Annotated in this window: 5 protein-coding genes and 1 pseudogene; 1 reads left to right on the plus strand and 5 read right to left on the minus strand. The window is 73.2% G+C overall.

Going from position 1 to position 6,587, the window contains the following annotated elements; translation table 11 throughout:
- Window positions 1–33 precede the first annotated feature (33 nt).
- Window positions 34–1,572 carry a histidine ammonia-lyase gene (hutH, locus tag ABZ854_RS27310; protein ID WP_361215490.1) on the minus strand — a complete coding sequence of 513 codons (1,539 nt, stop codon included), beginning with the start codon at window positions 1,570–1,572 and terminating at the stop codon, window positions 34–36.
- An 85-nt stretch (window positions 1,573–1,657) separates the two neighbouring features.
- Complete coding sequence (locus ABZ854_RS27315; protein ID WP_361215467.1) at window positions 1,658–2,830, minus strand: sensor domain-containing diguanylate cyclase; 1,173 nt, start codon at window positions 2,828–2,830, stop codon at window positions 1,658–1,660.
- Between the two features lie 269 nt (window positions 2,831–3,099).
- Here ABZ854_RS27315 and ABZ854_RS27320 point away from each other — a divergent pair, with 269 nt between their 5' ends.
- The gene (locus tag ABZ854_RS27320; RefSeq protein WP_129307154.1) at window positions 3,100–3,510 is read left to right on the plus strand and encodes a hypothetical protein; all 411 of its coding nucleotides are present in this window, start codon (window positions 3,100–3,102) and stop codon (window positions 3,508–3,510) included.
- A gap of 2 nt (window positions 3,511–3,512) precedes the next feature.
- On the opposite strand, the gene ABZ854_RS27325 is transcribed toward ABZ854_RS27320, so the two are convergent.
- From ABZ854_RS27325 to ABZ854_RS27335, 3 genes and pseudogenes are all read right to left on the minus strand, one after another.
- On the minus strand, window positions 3,513–4,307 hold the full coding sequence (locus ABZ854_RS27325) for an enoyl-CoA hydratase-related protein (RefSeq protein WP_361215470.1): 795 nt from the start codon (window positions 4,305–4,307) through the stop codon (window positions 3,513–3,515).
- Window positions 4,304–4,384 (minus strand): annotated as a pseudogene (locus ABZ854_RS27330) (hypothetical protein); the annotation flags it as partial. The gene ABZ854_RS27325 and the pseudogene ABZ854_RS27330, both read right to left, overlap by 4 nt.
- Window positions 4,385–5,059: 675 nt before the next feature.
- Window positions 5,060–6,178, minus strand: coding sequence for an adenylate/guanylate cyclase domain-containing protein (locus tag ABZ854_RS27335; RefSeq protein WP_361215473.1), 1,119 nt, complete (start codon window positions 6,176–6,178; stop codon window positions 5,060–5,062).
- Between the last annotated feature and the right edge of the window lie 409 nt (window positions 6,179–6,587).

A 6,587-nucleotide genomic window follows, 5' to 3' on the forward strand; every position in this document is an offset into this window, starting at 1 on the left:
GACGGCGCCCCCTTCTTCCTGCCGGGCGCCCCGTTACCGCAGCGGCCCGGTGACACTCTCCGCCGCGGCGACCAGGTGCCCGCCGCGCACGAACGCGTCGGCTGCGGCCAGGTCGGGCGCGAGGAACCGGTCGGGACCGGGGCCCTGCACACCGGCGGACCGTACGGCGGCGATCACGGCCTGCGAGGCCGGTGCCGGGGTCAGCCCCTCGCGCAGCTCGACGGCGCGGGTGGCGGCGTACAGCTCGACGGCGATGATCCGGGTGAGGTTGTCCACGGCGGTGCGCAGCTTGCGGGCGGCGGACCAGCCCATGGACACGTGGTCCTCCTGCATGGCGGAGGACGGGATGGAGTCCGCGGAGGCGGGCACGGCCAGCCGCTTCATCTCGCTGACCAGCGCGGCCTGCGTGTACTGGGCGATCATCAGCCCGGAGTCCACGCCGGCGTCGTCGGCGAGGAACGGCGGCAGCCCGTGCGAGCGGTTCTTGTCGAGCAGCCGGTCGGTGCGCCGCTCCGCGATGGAGCCGAGGTCTGCGGCGGCGACGGCGAGGAAGTCCAGGACGTAGGCCACGGGAGCGCCGTGGAAGTTGCCGTTGGACTCCACGCGCCCGTCGGGCAGCACCACGGGATTGTCGACGGCGGAGGCCAGCTCGCGCTCGGCGACGGTCCGGGCGTGGGCCATGGTGTCGCGTCCGGCGCCGGCGACCTGGGGGGCGCAGCGCACCGAGTAGGCGTCCTGCACGCGGGGCGCGTCGTCCTGGTGGTGCCCGGTGAGCTGGGAGCCCTGGAGCACGGCGAGCATGTTGGCGGCGGAGGCGCCCTGGCCCGGGTGCGGCCGGATGGCGTGCAGTTCGGGCGCGAGCACCTTGTCGGTGCCGAGCAGCGCCTCCAGCGACAGGGCGGCGGTGATGTCTGCGGACTTGTAGAGGGTGTCGAGGTCGGCGAGGGCCATGACCAGCATGCCGAGCATGCCGTCGGTGCCGTTGAGGAGGGCGAGCCCCTCCTTCTCGCGCAGTTCGACGGGCTGGATGCCGTGCTCGGCGAGCAGCTCACCGGCGGGCCGTACGACCCCGTCGGGGCCCTCGGCGTCGCCCTCGCCCATCAGCGTGAGGGCGCAGTGGGAGAGCGGGGCGAGGTCGCCGGAGCAGCCGAGGGAGCCGTACTCGTGCACGACGGGGGTGATCCCGGCGTTCAGCACGTCGGCCATGGTCTGCGCGACCGCGGGCCGCACCCCGGTGTGTCCGGAGCAGACGGTCTTCAGGCGCAGGAACATCAGGGCCCGTACGACCTCCCGCTCGACGCGCGGGCCCATGCCGGCGGCGTGCGAGCGGACGATGTTGCGCTGCAGCTGGGCACGGAGTTCCGGGCTGATGTGCCTGGTCGCCAGGGCGCCGAAACCGGTGGAGACGCCGTAGACCGGCTCCGGCTTGGCCGCCAGGGCGTCCACGATCTCCCGGGCCGCCGCGAGGGCCGCGACCGCCTCCGCCGACAGCTCGATACGGGCGCCGCCGCGCGCCACGGCGAGAACGTCGGACGCGGTGACCCCGGACGTCCCCACCACCACAGTGTGCATATTCATATTCAGGAGCGTACGCATTGAATGCCCTGATGTCACTAGTGGTGCGTGGGAGCACCCCTTACCTCACCTGTGCTCCGGCTCACGGCCGGCGCCCCCGGAACCGCCGCCGTTCGGGCCGGGCGGGCGCCGGCTCGTCCGGTGAGGGTTCGTCGGGCGGGGGCTCGTCGGCCAACCGTACGACCGGGTCGTCCGGCCCTTCCCGGCCGGCCACCACCGGCCGGTCCGCGCGCATGGCCTTGGCCCGGTACTGGGCGGCGTCGGCGAGCCGGAACAGCCGCCGGGCCGAGGGCACCGGGCCGATCGGGTCCTCGGTCGAGGCGACCCCGCACGCCACGCCCTCCCCCAGTTCCAGCTCCGCGGCCCGGCGGCACAGCTCGTCGGCCGCCTTGACCACGTCGTCGGCGGGCGGCCCCACCGCGAGCAGACAGAACTCGTCCCCGCCGAGCCGGGCCGACAGGGCCCCCGGAACCATCGCCCCGCACAGCGACAGCACCGAACCGAACCGCTCCAGGAGCCGGTCGCCGACCTCGTGACCGTGGGTGTCGTTGACGCGCTTGAGCCCGTTGAGGTCGCAGACCACCAGGCTCACCACGACACCCTCGGCCCGGTGCCGCTCGATGGCCTCGTCCAGGCAGGTGTCGACGCAGCGGCGGTTGGCCAGACCGGTGAGGGCGTCGGTGTAGGCCAGCCGGCGAGCCTCCTCCAGCCGCTCGGTCTGCGCGAGACCGGCGGCGACGACGGAGGCGAGCACGGTGGCGAAGTCGGCGTCGCGCGGCCGGAAGACGGCGGCGCCGACCGGACGGGCCACGTACAGCTCGCCCCAGGCCCGCCCGTGCAGCACCACCGGCGCGACGACGCAGCAGCCCCGGCCGCGCCGGCGCAGGGCGGCGACCCGCTGGTGGAAGTACCCGGGGGTGCCGGCGGCGGGCCCCTCGGCGGTCTCCACCCAGGCGTTCGGCTCACCCCCGCCCGCCCATCGCTCGTGCAGGAACTCGGTGATCTCCGGGAACTGGTGCACCGGGTACGCCTCGGCCTCCGGGAACTCCTCCTCGTCCACGGCCCGGTCCCCCACGTTCACCAGGACCCGCAGCCGCCCCAGCTCCCGCTCCCACACCGACAGCGCCGCGAAGCTGCCGTCCAGCGCCCGGCACGCGCCCAGCGCGGCGGCCCGCCACGACTCCCGCGGGGTGTGCGCCGCCGCCATCCCCTGCGCCAGCGCCACCACGGCGGCGAGCCGCTTTTCCTCACCCATCACCCCAGCCTAGGGAGAAATCGGCTGATTCGAGGCATTGCGACTGCACCCACATGGCCAGGATCCATGCCGCACCATCCACCCCCGCTTGAGAGAATTCACCCCTGATTCACACCTAAGAGTGAATAACTGGATGATTGTCCACGCCCACCCCCCACCCCTGCGATGTCCTGAGGCCACCGGACGGCAAGGCATCCCGGAACCTCTCGAAACCTCTCAGAACATCTCGGAACCTTTTAGAACCTCTCAGGACAGGGAGCAGGGGGAACATGCGCGTCTTCGTTCTCTGCGCATGGCTGCTGACCGCGGCCCTCGGCGGCTACCTCGCCGCCGTGTGGATCCGCCACGGCGGCCTCAGACAGCGCACACCGGGAGTGACACGACTACCGCTGTGGCTGGTGCTCGGCCACGTGGCGCTGGCCGTCGCCGGGCTGCTCGCCTGGACGGCGTTCCTCCTGGGCGGGGTGCGCGGCTCGGCCTGGGCGGCCTGCGCGGTGGTCCTCATCGTGGCCGCGTTCGGCTTCATGATGCTGCTGCGCTGGCTGCCCAGCTCCGGCCGCCACTCGCAGGACGGGGCCACGGCGGAACGTCACTTCCCGCTCACCGCGGTGGTCGCCCACGGCACGAGCGCGGGCGCCACGGTCCTCCTGGTCCTCCTCGTGGTCCTGGGCAGGACCTGACCTCACTCCCCGGGCCACTCCGGCTTCCGCTTCTCGTTGAACGCGGCCACGCCCTCGGCCCGGTCCCCGGAGAACGCCACCGACCGCCACGCCGCATCCTCGACGTCGAGCCCGGCCCGCAGATCGAGCCCGTGCCCCAGCCGCAGCGCCCGCTTGGCGGCCCGCAGCCCCACCGGCGAGTTCCCGGCGATGCGCGTACCCAGCGCCAGCGCCTCCTCCCGGTCCTGCCCCTCCTCGACCAGCACATCGACGAGCCCCAGCGCACGAGCCTCTTCACTCTCGACCCGCCGCGCGGAAAAGATCAGCTCGGCAGCGCGGGCGGCCCCCACCCGCCGAGGCAGCAACTGCGTCCCGCCGCCCCCGGGAATCACCCCCACCGACACCTCGGGCAACCCCACGACGGCCGTACGGTCGGCCACGATCAGGTCGCAGGACAGGGCCAGCTCGAACCCGCCGCCCAGCGCGAACCCGTGCACGGCGGCGATCGTCGGCATCGGCAGCTCCAGCACCCCGGTGTACGCACCCCGGGCCACCGGCCGCTGCCGCACCAGATCGGCGTCACTGAACGAGTTCCGCTCCTTCAGGTCCGCACCCACACAGAAGGCCCGCTCGTGGGACGACGTCAGTACGACGGCCCGTGCGTCCCGGTCGGCGGCCAGCGCGGCGCACGCGGCCGAGAGCGAGCGGGCCATCTCCGTCGACACGGCGTTCATGGCCTTGGGCCGGTCCAGCACCAGCTCCGCCACGTGTCCGTGCCGCCGCACCAGCACGAACTCCCCGAACCGCTCCTCGCTCATGACACCCTCCGGTTAACGCGTGTTAACAACTCGACGGCCATCATCGCAGTCACCCCGGCCCCGGCGGAAGAGCAACCACCCCACCCCCCCTACGCCCGTTCGAGTGACATCCGGCCGACTCGCCCCACCCCGCCCAGACAACCGCATAACGTGCGCTGCGCCAGGGGAGGGACGGTATGACGCCAATAGCCACAAACACACCGGAGCCACGGCCCACGGACGGGCGCGGCCGCCACCGCAAGCCCCGCCCGCGCAAGGTCCTGCTGGCGGCCGGCGGCCTGGCCCTGGCAGCAGGGGTACTGAGCCTGGTCCGCCTCTCACCCGACTCCGGAGTGGGCGCCCCCGGCACGGCGGCGGCGGAACCCCGCCTCACCCCGGGCACCACGGAAACGGAAGCGGCCTCCAGCACCCCGCCCACCAGCGCCACCCCGACGGCGCCGCCGACGTCCGCATCCCCGATGGGCGGCAGGATCACCCCGCCCCCATCACAGCCCACGCAAACATCCCCCGAGCCGCGAGCTACGAGCACCCCGCCCCCGCCGACCACCGGCACGAGCACCCCCCATCCGCCAAGGACGGCCCCCACCCCACCGGAACGAGACCACCAGCCGCCCCACACGCACCCGGCTCCGCAGCCCACCACCCCGAGCCCGACGCCCACCAGCACCCCACCCCCCAAGAACCCCGGGGGCATCTGTCTGCCGGTAGTCGGCCTCTGCGTGGGCCCACTGGGCCGGGGTTAGGCGCCGGCCCTACGCGTCGGCGGCGCGGCGGTTGAGGAGCCAGGGCTCGACAACGCCCAGCCCGCGAACGGGTCGCTGCCACATCGGCTGGAGGGCGAACCGGTACGTGGGCGGCTCCTCCCCCTCCTTCTCCGCGGCGGCCGCGGCCTCGGCGGCCTCCGCCTCCGAGGCAGGCGCCTCACCCGTCCGGGTCAGCTCCTGTGCGAACGCGCTGTCCACGAGCACGGCGTCCCGTGGCGCTATCGAGGTCAGCCGGGACGCGAGGTTGACGGTCGTACCGAAGACGTCGCCCATCCGCGTGGTCACGGTCCCGAACGCCATGCCCACCCGCAGCTCCGGCATGGTCTCGTCATGAGCCATGGTCTCGACCAGCCTGAGAGCAATGTCAGCGGCCGTACCGGCGTCGTCGGCGGCGTACAGCACCTCGTCGCCGAGGGTCTTGATCAGTCGCCCGCCCCGCGCTGCCACGAGGTCCGCGGCGGTGGTCTCGAACGCCTCGACCAGCTCGCCGAGCTCCTCCTCCTCCATCCGGCGGGTCAGCCGCGTGAACCCCACGAGGTCGGCGAAGCCGACGGCCAGCCGCCGGTCGACCATCTCCTCGTCGTCACCGGTCTGCACGACCCGCCCGGCCGACGCGGCGAGCTGGCGCCGCCAGACGTAGACGAGGAACTCCTCCAGCTCGGGGAGCAGCAGCTCGACGATCGGATACGTCACCTCGGTCCGGGTCATGCCGGGCTCGGGAGGCTCGGTCAGCCCTTCGAGAAAGGAATCGATCTGCCATTCGGCCAACCGGGCGGTGGTCTGCCCGGTCGACCGGGCCACCTGCACCGCCATGGCCTCGCTCAGCAGCCCCGCCTCGACGAGACCGGCCAGGCGCCGCAGGGCGAGCACGTCCGCCTCCGTCAGCGCTTTGGCCTGCCCGATGTCGGCGAAGCCCATCGCCCGCCAGAAGCGGGAGGCCAGTTCCATGGAGACACCGGCACTCCGGGCCGCCTGAAAGGGGGTGTAGCGCCGCTCGGCACCCAGGATGAGCTGTTCGAGACGCAGCGCGAGGGGGTCCTCGCCGGACTCGGCGGCCTCCGGGTCAACCCGGTCGCCCTCACCGGAGCCCGTGTCGTCGACGGTCACGCCTGCTGCCCTTCCGATCTGCCACGGTCAGTTGTCGACCGGCCTCAACTCTACGGCAGGTGTGCGCCAGCTCACTCCTGCGGGGCCGCGCCGACACAACTCCCCTCAACCGAAGGACGCAGACTCCCCTCGCCTCTCAGCAGGGTTCCAAAGCACCGCAGCGCCGTACCAGCCTGCCCGCCGGTGGGGGCTTGTCGCGCAGTTCCCCGCGCCCCTTGGCGGGGTTGCAGGACCGCCCGCCGAACAGGGTGCGAAACGACGCACCAGACCGCCCGCCGGCGGGGGCTCCTCGCGCAGTTCCCCGCGCCCCTTGACGGGGTTGCAGGACCGCCCGCCGAACAGGGTGCGAAACGACGCACCAGACCGCCCGCCGGCGGGGGCTCCTCGCGCAGTTCCCCGCGCCCCTTGA

The sequence above is a fragment of the Streptomyces sp. NPDC047028 genome (assembly GCF_040644095.1).
In the GTDB taxonomy this organism is placed as follows: domain Bacteria; phylum Actinomycetota; class Actinomycetes; order Streptomycetales; family Streptomycetaceae; genus Streptomyces.

Bases quoted from the DNA above. Each gene is read 5' to 3' on its own strand.
- hutH (WP_361215490.1), bottom strand. From the start codon at position 1,572: ATGCACACTGTGGTGGTGGGGACGTCCGGGGTCACCGCGTCCGACGTT.
- ABZ854_RS27315 (WP_361215467.1), bottom strand. From the start codon at position 2,830: ATGGGTGAGGAAAAGCGGCTCGCCGCCGTGGTGGCGCTGGCGCAGGGG.
- ABZ854_RS27320 (WP_129307154.1), top strand. From the start codon at position 3,100: ATGCGCGTCTTCGTTCTCTGCGCATGGCTGCTGACCGCGGCCCTCGGC.
- ABZ854_RS27325 (WP_361215470.1), bottom strand. From the start codon at position 4,307: ATGAGCGAGGAGCGGTTCGGGGAGTTCGTGCTGGTGCGGCGGCACGGA.